This is a genomic window from Burkholderia sp. Ac-20349, from assembly GCF_017104865.1.
Lineage (GTDB): Bacteria > Pseudomonadota > Gammaproteobacteria > Burkholderiales > Burkholderiaceae > Burkholderia > Burkholderia aenigmatica.
Genome location: NZ_JAAGPM010000036.1, coordinates 1 through 13348, shown reverse-complemented (window position 1 = coordinate 13348; position 13348 = coordinate 1). Strand labels below are relative to the sequence as shown.

Annotated in this window: 10 protein-coding genes and 1 pseudogene; 2 read left to right on the top strand and 9 right to left on the bottom strand. The window is 65.7% G+C overall.

Translation table 11 applies throughout. From position 1 onward, the window contains the following. Positions 1 to 338: 338 nt before the first annotated feature. Positions 339 to 2171 (bottom strand): S53 family peptidase, encoded by a 1833-nt coding sequence (locus tag G3N61_RS14475; RefSeq protein WP_205822819.1) that lies wholly within the window; start codon positions 2169 to 2171, stop codon positions 339 to 341. 63 nt (positions 2172 to 2234) lie between these two features. Further along, positions 2235 to 2906, bottom strand: a complete 672-nt coding sequence (locus G3N61_RS14470) for a hypothetical protein (RefSeq protein WP_205822818.1) — start codon at positions 2904 to 2906, stop codon at positions 2235 to 2237. A 38-nt stretch (positions 2907 to 2944) separates the two neighbouring features. Here G3N61_RS14470 and G3N61_RS14465 point away from each other — a divergent pair, with 38 nt between their 5' ends. After that, positions 2945 to 3739, top strand: coding sequence for an APH(3')-II family aminoglycoside O-phosphotransferase (locus G3N61_RS14465; protein WP_205822816.1), 795 nt, complete (start codon positions 2945 to 2947; stop codon positions 3737 to 3739). 79 nt (positions 3740 to 3818) lie between these two features. Here the strand turns inward: G3N61_RS14465 and G3N61_RS14460 are convergent, their stop codons facing one another. From G3N61_RS14460 to G3N61_RS14440, 5 genes are all read right to left on the bottom strand, one after another. Next, positions 3819 to 4430, bottom strand: coding sequence for an ankyrin repeat domain-containing protein (locus G3N61_RS14460; protein WP_205822814.1), 612 nt, complete (start codon positions 4428 to 4430; stop codon positions 3819 to 3821). A 77-nt stretch (positions 4431 to 4507) separates the two neighbouring features. Continuing rightward, the gene (locus G3N61_RS14455; protein WP_205822812.1) at positions 4508 to 6043 is read right to left on the bottom strand and encodes a catalase; all 1536 of its coding nucleotides are present in this window, start codon (positions 6041 to 6043) and stop codon (positions 4508 to 4510) included. A gap of 327 nt (positions 6044 to 6370) precedes the next feature. After that, the gene (locus tag G3N61_RS14450) at positions 6371 to 7858 is read right to left on the bottom strand and encodes an efflux transporter outer membrane subunit (protein WP_205822810.1); all 1488 of its coding nucleotides are present in this window, start codon (positions 7856 to 7858) and stop codon (positions 6371 to 6373) included. A 13-nt stretch (positions 7859 to 7871) separates the two neighbouring features. Beyond that, positions 7872 to 9458, bottom strand: coding sequence for an MDR family MFS transporter (locus G3N61_RS14445; RefSeq protein WP_205822809.1), 1587 nt, complete (start codon positions 9456 to 9458; stop codon positions 7872 to 7874). Then, positions 9451 to 10572, bottom strand: coding sequence for an HlyD family secretion protein (locus G3N61_RS14440; protein ID WP_205822808.1), 1122 nt, complete (start codon positions 10570 to 10572; stop codon positions 9451 to 9453). Before G3N61_RS14440 ends, G3N61_RS14445 begins: the two co-directional genes overlap by 8 nt. A 92-nt stretch (positions 10573 to 10664) precedes the next feature. Here G3N61_RS14440 and G3N61_RS14435 point away from each other — a divergent pair, with 92 nt between their 5' ends. Further along, complete coding sequence (locus G3N61_RS14435; protein WP_205822807.1) at positions 10665 to 11492, top strand: CerR family C-terminal domain-containing protein; 828 nt, start codon at positions 10665 to 10667, stop codon at positions 11490 to 11492. A gap of 27 nt (positions 11493 to 11519) precedes the next feature. Here G3N61_RS14435 and G3N61_RS14430 read toward each other — a convergent pair whose 3' ends face one another. Both G3N61_RS14430 and G3N61_RS39560 read right to left on the bottom strand, forming a co-directional pair. After that, complete coding sequence (locus G3N61_RS14430; RefSeq protein WP_346778571.1) at positions 11520 to 13220, bottom strand: mechanosensitive ion channel domain-containing protein; 1701 nt, start codon at positions 13218 to 13220, stop codon at positions 11520 to 11522. A gap of 2 nt (positions 13221 to 13222) precedes the next feature. After that, positions 13223 to 13348, bottom strand: a pseudogene (locus G3N61_RS39560) (sugar transporter); the annotation flags it as partial.

The window sequence follows — 13348 nt, the reverse complement described above, 5'->3', positions numbered from 1 at the left end:
GGCAGGGTCGTGTTCGCATGATGGTGGTCCCGCGACGAATCGATATATCCAGTTAAACGCGTGACACGCGCGGAAGTTGTCTGGGTGTTGTGTAACAGTGTGTGTACCTTGCAGTCCGTAAGCAGGCTGGCGCTGCCCGGGTAATGGATCTGAAAGTTGTTCGCGCAACGATTGCAAGGTCGGCGAGTGCATCGTCGCGCCGGATGCTGCTCCGCGAGATTGCGCGGAACGCAAAAAACCCGCGAGGGCTTGGCAGCCCTCGCGGGTCGTTCAAACGATCACATCCGGTTCGATGCGTGCGCTGGCGCGCACGCGGAACCGGGGCGGTCATCGGCGCATCACCGCGCGAAATCCGGCGTGCTCTGGATGAACGCGTTCAGCTTCGAGATGTTCACGCTGCCGAAGCCCGTCGTCGCGTCCCAGCCGGCCTTCGCCTTGTAGCCGTAGGTGCCGCTGCCGTTGTTGCCGGACGTGACGTCGTGCAGCAGCGCCGCGTTGGTCGGGAAGTACTTGTAGATGCTCGACGCGGGGAATCCGAGCGCATTGTTGTTCGCGGACTGCAGCCGCGCCCAGATGCCCGTGAAGATCGGCGCGGCAAGGCTCGTGCCGCCTTCGTTGTTCAGGTAGCCCGAGCCCCACAGCGTGTTGGACGTCTGGCCGTTCACGACGAGGATCGCACCGGTGCGCAGGTCCGCATCGAAGCCGACGTCAGGCAGTGCGCGCTTGGTCGATCCGGTGAGGCTCGACGATTGCCACGACGGCGCGGCTTCGTACTTGCTGTACCCGCCGCCCGTCGACCACACGGTGCCCGGCTGCCAGCTCGGATCGTTCCACACGATCTCGCTGTTGTACGCGTGGGTCGACGTATTCGTGAACAGTGTCGTGCCGCCGACCGCGATCACGTACGGCGACGTTGCCGGCTCGCTTACCGTGTAGGTCGAGCGCGATGGTGTGCCGCCCGCGCATTCGTACGCACCATGGTCGCCGGCGGATACCGAGAAGGTTTGCCCCTGCGCGATCGCCTGCTTGAAGATGGTGTCGTCGGTGGCCTGCGAGCCGGTGCTGTTCGCGGACGATTCGCACACGCCGAGCGACACGTTGATCACCTTCGCGACGTTGTCGGTCACGGCCTTGTTGTAGGCGGCGGTGATCGCCGTGAGCGTCATCGACGGTGCGACGTAGAACACGACCTGCTTCACGCTGCCGCCGGCCGCGCTGACGATCGACTGGCTGTCGAGGTTCCATTCGACGGTGCCGTCGGTGTCGGTGTACGAGCTGCCGGACGGGCCCGTCTGCACGATGCTGCTGCTGATCGTGCCGAGGCTGTTGTTCGCGGCGAACGTATTGAGGTCGCTCACCGTCTGCGACAGGTCGCCTTCGGAGATGATGCCGACGGTGGTCTGCGAGGCCGTCGGCGAGCCGTCGCCGCCGTAGATCGACGAGAATTCGGTCGGGTTGTGCGGCACCGCCGATGCGCCGGCCGGAATCGTCAGGTTGCTGGTGTTGCCTTGCGGCTGGCTGCCCGCGCCCGTGTGCATCAGCTCGACGTTCTGCAGGCCGAGCACCGCGCCCACGACGCCGCCGATCGCGTTCGGCACTTGCGCGGCATCGGTATTCGCATAGACGCTGCGGCCGTTATGCGTGAAACGCTTGAGCGTCGTGCGGAACGCGGACTTGATGGTCGCCGCGGTGCCGGACGCGGATACCAGCAGGCGGTTCGGCGCGACCACGATGTTCACGAAGCCTGCCTTGCGCAGATGCGCGACGACCGAGGCGACCTGCTGGTCGGTCGGCGCATATTGCGTCGCGAACTGCGCCGGCGTGAGGAACTGCCGGTAATGCGGTGAACCAGGCGTATGCAGGTCGTGCAGGTATTGGTCGAGTTGTGCTTCGTTGCGCAGGTTCAGCCCGAGCACGATGTCCACCGATTCGCCCGGCGCCAGCTCGACCGCCGCGGCGGCAGCGGCGGCCGTGCTCGCGGCAGGCGCACCGGCCGTGCCGGCTTCGCTCTGCTGCACGAGCGGCAGAAAGCCCTTGGTGCGCGTTTCCGTCCAGCCGGCAGCCGGCGCGGCATGGACCGTCGCCATGCCGAACGACGCGGCGGCAGCGGCGGCGAATGCAAGCTTGACGAAGCGAATGTGCTTTTGTTTCTTGTCTGCAACCTGGTTCATTTGAATTACCCCTCCGGTTGAACATCGAACGGCACGAACAACAACGGTCGACAGCGGTGCGGATCATGCACCGCCGATTTCTGTCGCCCGCGTGCGGATGGCGCGGACGCGACAGGGCCTTTCGCCCGATCCGGAAAGGTGTTTTTTCTCCGGAGGCGAAATACGGAAAATGCGGTAACGGGAAGGCTGCGCCGCGAAACGACGCAACTGCGCAGCGAATGGCGCGGGCGGGATTGCTAGAGCAACAGTTTCGGTGTCCTGCTCATTTGATTCGATCCTTAGGCCCGCTGCCGGATGGCAGTTGTCCAATGAGATGCATCGGGATGTTGCATGCACCGGCGCGCGAACGATACGGCCGGCGGCGAGCACTTCGGTGCGGCGGAAGCGAAAAAACGTAGAGCGGAAGCGATTGTGTAGTGAGCAATTCGTCAGATTGCTTGCATCTGACGGTATCAAGAACGAAAGCGAGGTGTCAAACTTTTTTTGATTATATGAAACTAAATTAAAGCGAATAAGTGCAATGTTTTTGAAAATATTGGCAGTGTTTTGTAATATTCGGAGCCGCCAAAGAAAGTAATGCTGAATGCGATTTGCCGATCGTTTCTGGTTCGATGCGTAATGGGCGCAATGGGCGAATCGTGTTCGAGGCGTGACTCGAATCGCCGGGGCGCGGCGGCGAGAGTCGAGTTCGCGGGCAGCAGGAAGCGTGGCATGAAGTCGCGAGGTGTCCGACATGCCGCATGCCGGCCCAGTAAACGAGGATCGAACCTGACATGATCGATAACGACAAGCTTTGCATCGAAGTGCCTGCGACCTGGAGGGCCGCGCTGGCGGATGCACGATGGACGCGACAGACGGAAGGGCAGTCGGATGCCGCGGTGTTCCGGCTCGATGCGCGCGATGGATCGCGCCGATTCATCAAGACCGAACCGGCGGGGCCGCTGGGCGAACTGCGCGACGAGGCGGCGCGACTGCGTTGGCTGGCGACGACGGGTTTGCCGGGTGCGCAGGTGCTCGACGTGGCGTCGGCGGCGGGGCGCGAGTGGATGCTGCTGAGTGCCGTGCGCGGTGAAAATCTCGAAGTCGCGCAGCTCGCGCCGGCGGCGAAGGTCGCGATCATGGCCGATGCGCTGCGAGAACTACATCGGCTGGATCCGGCAACCTGCTCGTTCGATCACGGCGTTGCGTCTCGCATCGAGCGTGCCCGTGCGCGGATGCACGCGGGGCTCGTCGACGAAGATAACCTCGACGATGCGAATACGGGCGTACCGATCGACGAACTGTTCGGCAGGCTTCAGGCGAGCCGGCCGTCGATCGAAGACAAGGTCGTCACGCACGGTGACGCGTGCCTGCCCAACTTCATGGTCGAAGACGGTCGCTTCTCGGGCTTCATCGACTGCGGACGCCTCGGTGTGGCCGATCGCTATCAGGATTTGGCGCTGGCGGCGCGTGATATCGAAGCTGATCTCGGCAGCGAATGGATCGCGCCGTTCTTCGCGCGATACGGGATCGGGCAGCCCGATCCGGATCGGATCGCTTTCTACCGGCTGCTCGACGAATTTTTCTGAGACCGTTTGATGTTGCGGATGGCGCAGGAGATTGCTGCCTTGCTTCCCGTTTCACCTGAAATCAGCAGGAATCCTGCTTTTACTGTCGTGCACCAGCATGCCGTAGCGCATCCACAGCTTCCGCGTTGTCGTGCGACTGCGCGAGCTGCAGCAGCGACTGGCCGCGCCGATCGACATGATTCGGATTCGCACCGTGTGCGACGAGGAGCGGGATCAGTTCGAATCGATTGAACAGCGTGGCGAACCCCAGCGCGGTTTCTCCGGCGCCGTTCGTCTGGTCGATCGGGCATGGTGTGTCGATCAGGCGCCGCGCAATATTGGGTTCGTTCTTGAAGAGGGCACCCATCAGCGCCGTGTTGCCGTGACGGTCGCCCGCGCATGCGTTTGCACCGGCCGACAGCAGGTAGTCGAGCGCGGCTGGCTGGCCGTCGTAGGACGCGAGTATCACGGCCGTAAAGCCGTGACTGTCGGTGGCGTCGACGGGATAGCCGGCGTCGTGCAATGCGCGCAGGATGTCGACGCGTCCAGCGCGGGCGGCATCGAACCAGTCGCCGTCGTAACGGCGCAGCGCGGCAGGATCGGCTCGCGAATACGCGGGCCGGTCGGGGAGGTGCGCGCAACCGGCGATCGCGGCCAGCGCCAGGGCCGTTGCGGTCGAACGGATCGCGCGCGTCAGGCGTTTGGATTGCATGAGGATGTCCAGATGTGTGGGTCAGGTCGACGCGCGCGGCGCAGCCCCGAACGTCGACAGCGACCGGAGTCGCGGGATCAGTTCTCGCTCAGCTTTGCCGCGAGCGCTTGCACTTGCCCGACGTCGGCATGAACGGCCTGCGCGAGACGCGTGCCGTAGTCGGCATCGGCCTTGTAGAAGTACGACAGCATGGCGTACTGGTTGTGCGCGTTCGTGACCTTGCCGAGATCGCCGGACAGCGCGGTGATCAGGTCGTTCCTGTCCTGCTGCGACAGGCTGCGGTAGTACTCGCCAGCCTGACGGAACCGCAGCTTCTTGTGGATCGCTTCCTGCTGCGTCGTTCCGCCGAGCGCCATGCACACGGACTTGTACTGCGGATCCGGCGCGAGTTCATGCAGCGTCGACGGTTCGTAGTTCACCTCGCCCTTGCGGTCGCCGGCGTTCATCTTGCCGTCCTGGTTGTTGTTGACCACCGGCACGACGGGCCGGTTGATCGGCAGATCCATGTAGTTCGCGCCGAGCCGGTACATCTGCGTGTCGGCGTATGCGAACAGGCGATCCTGCAGCATCCGGTCTTCGGATGGCTCGATGCCCGGCACGAGTCGCGACGGCGCGAACGCCGATTCCTCGGTCGACTGGAAGTAGTTGTCGGGCACGCGGTTCAGCGTCATCGTGCCGATCTTGCGCTCGGGCACACCGGTCCACACCTTCGTGTCGTCCAGCGCATCGAAGTCGAACCGGTTCAGGTCCTGCGGCGTGAGCACCTGCACGTACAGATCCCACTTCGGGAAGTCGCCTTGCTTCAGCGCGCCGTACAGGTCGTTCGTCATCATGTTCCAGTCGCGCCCGATCGATGCGTCGATGTCTTGCGGACGCAGGCCGTGCACGCCTTGCTGGCTTTTCCAGTGGAATTTCACGTAGTGCACGTCGCCCTGCGCATTGACGAACTTGAACGCATGCACCGCGAAGCCGTCCATGTGACGATACGAATCGGGCATGCCCGCATTCGTGTACAGCATCGTCAGCAGGTTCGTCGCTTCGGGCGTGTTCGCGAAGAAGTCGAACGCGAGGTTCGGATCCTGCACGCCGGTCACGGCGCTCGGCTTGTTCGCGTGAACGAAGTCGGGGAACTTGATGCCGTCGCGAATGAAGAACACCGGCCAGTTGATGCCGACCATGTCCCAGTTGCCCTGCTGCGTATAGAACTTAACCGCGAAGCCGCGCGGATCGCGCGCCTGTTCGGGCGAGCCGCGATAGCCCATCACGGTGGAGAAGCGCACGAACACCGGTGTGCGGGTGCCCGGCGTGAAGACCTTCGCTTTCGTCAGGCTCGAGATGTCGGCGGTCGGCACGAACTCGCCGAATGCACCGGTGCCGCGCGCATGCACGACGCGTTCCGGAATGCGTTCGCGGTCGAAGCGCTGCAGTTTCTCGATGAGTGCGGAGTCTTGCAGGAGCACGGGGCCGGCAGGGCCGGCCGTCTGCGAATTCGCGTTGTCGCCGACGGGGGCGCCCGTGTCTCGAGTGAGTTCGGCGGCATGAGGCGACGCGGAAAGTGCCACGCAGATAGCGGCGACTGCGTGGCTCAGCACACGACTGGAGGATGAAGACATGACGATGGAACTCCTTGAATCCGATCGGTGGTGGGGAAGCCGACTGAATTAGAAGAGATCGTCAGATGATTGGCTAATTGATATTCGATATGTTTCCGATAGCGGCGTCGCCGATGCGGCGCGAGCCCGCTTGTTGTCGGCGCAGACGGTGAATATCGTTGCGCACGCAATGAGTTGTTGCGTCGCGCTTCGCAAAGCGATCCGCGAGTGTCGAACACCGACGCTTGAACGTGCGATGCCTTGCGTGGGTGATGCGGTCTGCAGACCGAGCATCGGCGCCGCGACAACCTCGGCGAACCCGGCTGCGCGGCACCGATCGACTCGACGTCAACCCGCGCCAGTTTGCCACCCGAGCCCGAGGCTCTTCTGCACCGACACGTAGTCCTTGATCAGTTCCGCCTGCCCGGCGATCACGTTCTGCTGGGCGGACAGCGCTTCGCGTTGCGTATCGAGCAGGTCGATCATCGATGCGACGCCCGCGCGATAGCGCTCGTCCATCAGCGATCGGGAATGCACGGCCGACGTCTGCACCTTGGTGAGCGCAACGACGTGCTCGCGCTGGTGCCCGTAGCGCTGCAATGCCGTGTTCGCATCCTGCAATGCACCGAGTACCGCCTTCTGATAATTTGCTTCCGCTTCGTCGCGCGATGCTTCGGCCGCGCGCACTGCGCCGCGCGTACGCCCGAAGTCGAGAATGTTCCATTGCAGATAGGGCGCACCGACCCACGTGAAGTTTTGCTTACGGAACAGATGGCCCGGGTCGGTCGCGCTGAAGCCGAGATCGCCGAGCAGCGTCACCTTCGGGAAATAGTCGGCGACGTGCTCGCCGATCTGCGCATTGCTCGATGCGAGCCGGCGCTCGGCCGCGCGAATGTCGGGGCGCTGTTTCAGCAGCGTGGCCGGATCGCCGATCGCGACGCTGCCGGGTAGCGTCGGCAGCGGTGCATCCGGTGTCGACAAGGTTGCGTCGAGCGCACCGGGTGCGCGGCCCGTCAGGATCGCGAGCCGGTCGAGCGATTCCGTCACCTGCGCGTCGAGCGGGATCAGCGATGCGCGCGTGGTTTCGACTTGCGTCGTCAGGCGTTCGATGTCGACATCGGCGGCGACGCCGCGCGCGCGACGCTGCTGCGTGAGTTCGAGCATCGTCTGCTGCAACTCGGCGGTGCGCTGCGACAGCGCCAGCCGCTGCTGCTGGTCGCGCAGGTCGACATACGCGTTCGCAACTTCGGCTGCGATCGACACCTGCGTATCGGCGAGATCGGCGTCGACCGCTTCCGCCTGCGCGGACGCGGCTTCAACTGCGCGGCGCGTGCCGCCGAACAGGTCGATTTCCCAGGTTGCGTCGAAGCCTGCCGAATAGAGCTGCAGCGGGCCTGAGCCGCCCAGCGACGGCGACGTCCCGCCCGGCTGGTTCGAGCCGTTCGACGGCAGCAGCGAACCGAGCGCGCTGACGTCCGGCTCGCGCATGCGGATCGCGGCGGCGGTGGCCGACGATTTCGGCAACTGCGCCGCGCGCTGTTGCGACAGCTGCGCGCGCGATGCGCGCAAGCGGGCCTGCGCAGCGTGCAGATCGGGGTTGTACACGAGTGCGGCGGTGATCAGGTCGTCGAGCTGGCGATCGTTGAGCGCGTGCCACCACGCGCTCGGCGCGGGCGCAGCTGTGTCGATGCCGGAGGCCGGCGCGCGCACGAAGGTCGGGGCATCCGGTGCGGCGGGCGCGCCGCGGTAATCGGGGCCGACCGTGCAGCCGGCGAGCAGGCACGCAGCCGCGCACAGCGTGAGCGCAGGGCGGCGGGGCAGGGAGAAGGGTTTCATCGCATCAGACGGTTCAGTGGCCGGACGACATCGGCTGCGGCCCGCGCGGCGTTCTCAGCAGCAGCGCGAGCGGTACGCAGGCGAGCAGCGCGAGGCCCAGCAGATAAAAGGTTTCGGAATAGGTCATCACGACGGCCTGGATCTGGATCTGCTGCGCCAATTGCCCGAGCGCGCGCATGTTCGAATACGCGAGGTCGCCGGTGTGCGCGAACCAGTTGGCCGCATAGGCGGACAGCCGGTCCTGCCCGATCAGCGAGTTGGCCGTCACCGATTCGCGGAGCGCGGCCGTATGGAAGGTCGTGCGCCGGTCGATCACGGTGCCGATGATCGCGAGCCCGATCGAGCCGCCCAGATTGCGCGCCATGTTGTAGAGCCCGGCCGCATCGCCCGAGTCTTCGCGCGCGACCGCCGCCATCGATGCCTGGTTCAGCGGCATCATTGCGAGCATCTGTGCGACGCCGCGGATCAGTTGCGACCAGACGAAGTCGTGGCCGACACTTTGCGCGGTCAGGCTGATGTCGAGCATGCAACTCAGGCAGAACAGCAGCAGCCCCGAGATCACGAGGATGCGGAAATCGACCTTGCCGAGCAGGCGCGGCAGGATCGGCATCACGAGAAAGGCGGGCAGCCCCGACAGCAGCATGATCGCGCCCGCCTGTTCCGCGTTGTAGCCGGCGACGATCGCGAGGAACTGCGGCAGCAGGTAGGACACGCCGTACAGCCCGGCACCGACCGCGGACACGATCACGATCACGCTCGCATAGCGCGGGTTGCGCATCAGCGACAGCCGCATGATCGGCCGCTTCGCAAAGATCTGCGACAACGCGATCAGGATCATCCCGGCGAGCGACACGAGGCTCAGCGTGACGATCATCTGCGATTCGAACCAGCGTTCGCGCTGGCCTTCCTCGAGCACGACGGTGAGCGAGCTCAGGCCGATTGCGAGGCCGAAGATCCCGAGCCAGTCCGCGTTCAGGAACGAGTGCCATTGCGGGCGGTCCGACGGCAGCCCGAAGATCAACAGCGCCATCAGCAACAGGCACACCGGCAGGTTCAGGAAAAAGCACCAGCTCCAGCTGACGTTCTCAGCAAGCCAGCCGCCGAGCACCGGGCCGAACAGCGGCCCGAGCAGCACGATCAGGCCAAACAGCGTCATGCCGACCGGCAACTGCGACAGCGGCAGCCGCGTGCGGATGATGGTCTGCGCGGTCGGGATCAGCGCACCGCCGGTGAAGCCCTGGCCGATCCGGCCGGCGATCATCATCGGCAATGAATGCGACCAGCCGCACATCATCGAGAACGCGATGAACAGCGCGGAGTTCGTCAGCAGGAAATTGCGCAGCCCGAACACGCGCGTGAGCCACGCAGCGAGCGGGATCATCACGATTTCGGACATCAGGTAGCCGGTCGAGATCCACGTGCCTTCGGTGCCGGTCGCGCCGATTTCGCCCTGGATCTGCGGCAGCGCCGAGTTCGTGATCGAGATATCGAGGGTCGCCATCAGCGCGCCGAGCGCGCCGGCCGCGACTGCGATCCAGTCGGTCATGCTCGCGCGGCCTTCGTGCGGCGGCGTGGGCATCGTGGCGGACGGTTCAGCCATGGTGCGTCTCGTCGCGGGTCGAGCGCGTATCGACGTCGACCGTCACCGACAGCCCCGGCAGCAGCATGCGTTGCGCGCGGGCGTTCGCGGCGAGGCGGATGCGCACCGGCACGCGCTGGACGATTTTCGTGAAGTTGCCGGTCGCGTTCTCGGGCGGCAGCAGCGCGAACTGCGCGCCGGTGCCGGGCGCGAAGCTGTCGACGACGCCGGACAACGCGCCGTCCGGCAACGCGTCGACGTGCAGTTCGACGGGCTGGCCGATGCGCATGTTGCCGATCTGCGTTTCCTTGAAGTTCGCGACGAGGTAGATCGCGTCGACGGGCACCACGGTCAGCATGCGCGTGCCGGGCTGCACGTATTGACCGACCCGCACCGTGCGATCGCCGACGCGGCCGGCGAGGGTGCTGCGCACGATCGTGTTGTCGAGGTCGAGCTGCGCCTGCGCGGCGCTGGCCTGCGCGGCTTCGAGTTGCGCGTGTGCCTGCTGGAGCTGCGCGGTGAACGATGCGATCTGCGTGCGCGCGGCAGCGATCGACGCAGTGTTCGCGGCGAGCGTCGCGGTCGCCTGGTCGCGCGTGCTCTTCAGGTCGGCCACGCGTTCGTGCGTTTCCGCACCGGTCGCCGCGAGCGGCGCATAGCGCGTGTATTCGTCGCTGGCGTGCTGCGCATTGATCCGCGACACCTTCGCCTGCGCGTCGGCCTGTTCGAGATTCGCGTGCTGCTGGCTGATGTCGGCCTCGGCGCGTGCGATATCCGCGCGGCGCGCGTCGACGGTCGCAAGCGACTGCGCGAGCGCGACCTGGTACTGGCGGACGTCGAGCCGCACGAGCGGATCGCCGGCCTTCACGGCCTGGTTGTCGCGCACATACACGTCGGTCACGTAGCCGGCGACCTTCGGCGCGGCAGTCATGCTGTCCGCTTGCAGGTACGCGTCGTTGGTGCTCTCGATGAAGCGGCCGACCGTCCACCAGCGGCCGAGCCAGACGGCGCCGCCGATGGCAGCGAGCACGACGGCGACGAGCAGGACGCGCCGCTTCGCGCCCGTGCCGTTGCGCGACGTTGTTCCGTTTTCCTGACGATTTGCTTTCTGTGGCGGGTCTTGCAGCGTCGACATGCTGGCGTCCAATTTATTCCAAGTGGAAGAATTATTCCAGTTGATAAAATTGTGTCAAGTAGAATGTCGATCGATCGAATGACGAGGAAGGCATGAACGAAGCGAAGAAGCTGCGCCGTACGTCGGCGGGCGGCTACGCCCGCGGCGACGAAACGCGCCAGCGGATCATCGAGGCGGCGATCGAACTGTTCGGCGAGCGCGGGTTCGCGGGTGCATCGACACGCGAGATCGCCGCGATGGCCGGCGTGAACGCGCCGGCGCTCCAGTACTACTTCGAGAACAAGGAGGGCGTGTACCGCGCGTGCGTGGAGACGATCGCGGAGCACGGCTGGGAGGTGTTCGCACCGTCGGTCGGCCATGCGTGGGCGATGCTCGATGCGGACGCGGACGTCGACGTGCTGATCGACGCATTCGTCGGGCTGCTGCGCGCGCTGTCGGACCGGATGTTCACGGCGCCGAAGACGATGAACCAGCGGATGTTCTTCGCGCGCGAGCAAGGCGGCCAGGAGCCGGCGAGCGCGAGCGAAATCCTGATGACGCGCATGCGCAAGCCGCTCAACGACGTGAGCGCCGAACTGATCGGCCGCATCTCGGGGCGGCCGGCCGACGATCCCGTCACGCGATTGCGCGCGCTGAGCCTGTTCGGGCAGATCACGGTGTTCCACATCGCGCAGCGTTCGGCGCTGCAGCTGCTCGAATGGGAGGCATTCGAGGGCGAGCGCGCGGCGCTGTTGATCGACACGATCGCCGAACAGACGCGCATGCTGCTCGAGCAATGGCACGCGCAGCGCGACGTGGCGGCTGCGCCTCCTGAATCCGGTTCGAAGCGCGGGCAGGGTGCGGCGGCGAAACGCACGGTGAAGGCGTCGGCACCTGCCGCGACAAGCACCCGGCGCGTGAACAAGCCCGCCGCGCGCTGAACGCGGCGCGTCGTCAGCACCGGCCGGTCAATTCGGCTTGCGCGCGGGTTCGGCCGGCGACGGCGGCCGGGTCGTCGCTTCGACGGCATGGCCGTTGTCGCCGTTGCTGTCGTTTTCGCCATCGACGACCGGCCGCGATCCGTCCGCGTACGCGACGACGCTGCGCTGCGGATTGGCGATCCGGATGCCGCGCTCGCGGAACGTCTCCGCGATCCGCCGGTTGAATTCACGCTGCACGCTCCAGCGCGTCGAGTCCGTGCATTGCATCTGTCCGGCCAGCGCGAGCGTTGCGCCGTCGACCTGATCGATACCCCAGTAGCTGAAGTCCGACAGGATGCCGTCGCGGTATTTCGGATCGTCGCGCAACGCGGCGCCAATCTCCTTCAGCGTCGCGATCGCGCGATCGATATCCTCGCCGTAGGCAATGCTGATCTTGACGGCCGCGTTGCCGAGCCCGCGATTCGTGTTGTTGACGGTGGTCACCGAACTGAACGGGATCGTGTACAGCGACCCGTCGCCGGCGCGCAGTCGCACGGTGCGGATCGACAGGTACTCGACCGTGCCCGACACGCCGGCGAGCGTGACCCAGTCGCCGACCTGCATCGCGTTTTCCATCAGCAGGAAGATCCCGGTGATGAAATCCTGCACGAGCTTCTGCGAGCCGAAGCCGAGCGCGACGCCGAAGATGCTGGCGCCGGCAAGCAGCGGGCCGACGTTCACGCCGAGCTGGCTGAGGCCCGTCAGTACGACGACGAGCGCGATCATCACGAACAGCAGCGAGCGCAGCATCGGCAGCAGCGTGCGCAGCCGCGCCGCGCGCATGAGATTGCCTTCGCGCGTCCATCGTTGCAGCCGGCGCTCGATCGCGATGTTCGCGGCTTCCCACACGATGAGCGCGACGATGGCCGCAATCGCGATCGTCACCAGTGCCGACGCGAGCCGGTGGCCGATCGTGCCGGTTTCGAACGCGCGGAAGATCGGTACGCCCCAGATCTGCAGCAGCAGCGCGACGGTCACGATGCCGATCGCGCCCGACAGGATCTGGCGTAGCAGCGGGTAGTAGCGGTACGCGTGCGCATGGACGAGCGTGCGGTCTTCGTCGCGGCCCTGGAACAGCCGCGCGAGCGCACCGAACACGACGATCGACACCATCCGCATGCCGATCATCACGGCGATCGAGCGGCCGCCGAGCGTGATCAAAACGCGGTAGCCGTTGTGGACGTCGAGCGCCCACACGAACCACAGCGCCATCACGATGAATACCGACACGGGCGCCCATGCGTCCGCGAGCGCGTTGCCGATCATCGCGAACGACGGACGGTCCTCGCCGGCCGCGCGGATCCGCGCGGCGACGGGCCGGCGGCACTGCAGGATCAGCGCCGAGACCATCAGGTGCCCGACGAGTGCGACGGCTTTCAGCAGCGCGAGGTGACCGGCGTCGCTGAGACCGAAGTTCGCGGCGACCTCGACCGCCGCCGTGCAGGCGCCGACGACGATCGCGATCCGCGCGATCGAGCGTTGGGCGAAGTCGGCCCACGCGTCGCTGATATGCAGCAGCCGCAATTGCCGTGCATCGGGCTGGAAGCACAGCCGGCTGACGATCGTGACGAGGCGGCAGATCACGTAGATGTCGATCAGTGCTTCGAGCGCGGATTCGATCGGGCCGCCGGCATCGCCGATCGCCGACATCGTCAGGCTCGCGACGCCGACGAACACGAGCAGCGGCACCGCGCGCACGCGATGCCCAGCCGGCCGACCATCAGCACCGCGAAATTCCACGCGACGCCGGTCACGACGTGGCTGCCGATGAACACCAGCAATGCCCCCATCAGCAGCTTGCGACGCTCGACATGGCG